Origin of the sequence: Neobacillus niacini (genome assembly GCF_000759675.1) — a bacterium.
Classification (GTDB): Bacteria; Bacillota; Bacilli; order Bacillales; family Cytobacillaceae; genus Neobacillus; species Neobacillus niacini_A.
This window is the reverse complement of the sequence record NZ_BAWM01000075.1, coordinates 1-2,102: the sequence shown is the minus strand read 5'-3', so window position 1 is coordinate 2,102 and position 2,102 is coordinate 1. Positions and strand designations below refer to the sequence as shown.

Here is a 2,102-nt window from a genome sequence, read left to right as displayed (position 1 = left end):
CGTTTCGCTTAGCTATACCTACAAAAATTCTTGCTAATTTACCGACCAACTTCATAATAGACTTCATTTTCTTCATCTTCTTGAACTTAACATTATATGCATGGATAGCTTTAAACTCAGGGTTATTCATCACAAGGCTCATGGTTGCTAGGTAGAGGAAACGCCTTAGTCTGGATCTTCCTCGTTTAGAGATGACAATCTGCCCTTTCCATTTTCCTGAGCTTGCTTCAGCTAAATGGAGTCCTGCATGACGTAATAGAGAATTCCCATGAGAAAACCCACTTAGATCTCCTGCTTCTCCTAAAATACCAGCTAATGAAATTTCACTTATACCTTTAATCATAAGCAGCTTCTTTGCAAATGGTATTTTATTGAGAACTTCTTTAACCTGATGTTCAACTCTTTCGAGTTGTTTTATTGCGAGGTCATACTCCTCCAGTAATTGTTCTAAATGGACCTTATATGCGTCCAGTGCTTGTCCAGTTCCAATCGAGGATTTTGCTAGATTGATGAGTAATTGAGCCTTTTTGGGTCCTGGTTGTCGCTGCATTAAAGACTTCCATCCCCTCATGACATCTAGAGGCTCATAGGAAGCTATTTCATTAGGTGTAGGAAACAATCGGAGGGTTGCGATTGCCCCTTTACACGTAACATCTTTAAAGACTTGTCTAAGTTCTGGAAACACAATATCTACCCATCTATGGATCTGATTGGTAGAGCTTACAAGACGTTTAACAATCACATCACGATTAGAAATTAAAACTCTGAGTTTCTCAAAAGATTCTGATGAAGGGCGAACAAAGGAATAATAGCCGTTTTTCACCATATCAGCGATAACGAGTGCATCTTTTTTATCACTCTTTGATTGAGTGTTATCACGATTCTCTTTATTCCTCTTTACTAGGTGGGGATTGACTGTTACTACCTCAATTTTTTGTTTATCAAGCCATTTAGATAGGTTTTTCCAGTAGTGGCCAGTAGGTTCCATACCTACTATGGTGGAATCTAGATTTTTTAGTCTTTTTAAGTTTTGAATCCAATTTAGCAGTTTAACAAACCCCTCTTCATTATTTACAAATGTAAGGGGATCTCCGACTACAATTCCACGGAAGTTTACAGCTCGAGCAACGTGAAATTGTTGAGCAATGTCTACACCAACAATAAGATGTGTATCGGAAATTCTTTCTATTAGTTGATTTTGTTTGTCTTGCATTTTAAAATTCATAGTAGGGCTTCCTCCTTAAGAGTCTGAGTTAGAGTGGTGTCTATACTCATATCTTACTGAGGGGCTTATTTTTTTCAAACCTGATATTTAACGATCTACAGGAATGCTAAACTGCTTCGTTACTTGAAGAAGAAAAATACCTTGCTCCGTATAGAAGCAAAGCACCCGTTTAGCTGAATAGATTTTACTCAATGGTGTCTAACAACTCTACATCTACTTTTTCTTTATCCTTCCAATCATAAAACCTTTCTATATGCCATTTATTTTTTAGCCTTACATAGTTGTTATCTTCAATCCACTTATGTAAGTCATTATATGCATCCATTATTTTATTATTAGAGCCTTTATGTCTCATAACAGCATATCTTTGAGGTGGTATGGTTAGAGTTACCATATCAGTTGGAATATCCTCGTACTCTTTTACTTCAACACAAACCCAATATCCATCTTCATCAGCAGTTTCATTTTCTACAACAAATGCACCAAATTGTTCAATTGGATTAACAACCTGTTTAATTTCGCTTATACTCTCGCTCAATCTTAATGACGCTTTTGGTATTTCAACTAAAAATTGGTTATCAGAACACAAAACTCGAAAACCTACTAACCTTATTTCATCAAGTTCTTTAATAGTCTTTTTTTGCATTGTTGTTTCTGACACTTTAATTCCCCCTCCTATAAGATAATTTATAGGTTCAACAAATCAAACATAAATACCTTCTTCTTTAACAAACCTGCCCCGTTAGCTCAATAAGAAAAGCCACCAAAATGGCAGCTCCGATCTTTAACTCTTGCACCCGTTAGCCATCCATGCAGCGCAAAATCGGCGCTGCACCACAGAGAATGAAAATGGATCTGGCAGTCCATACTGTTTTAA

General features: G+C 36.7%; 2 protein-coding genes. Both read right to left on the bottom strand.

Features of this window, described 5'->3' with window-relative positions; genetic code table 11:
- The coding region (locus TR08_RS19565) for an IS110 family transposase (RefSeq protein ID WP_152597473.1) at nt 1-1,225 on the bottom strand (1,225 nt) is incomplete at its 3' end.
- Nucleotides 1,226-1,409: 184 nt separating this feature from the next.
- Complete coding sequence (locus TR08_RS19560) at nt 1,410-1,886, bottom strand: GyrI-like domain-containing protein (RefSeq protein WP_045521108.1); 477 nt, start codon at nt 1,884-1,886, stop codon at nt 1,410-1,412.
- Nucleotides 1,887-2,102 lie beyond the last annotated feature (216 nt).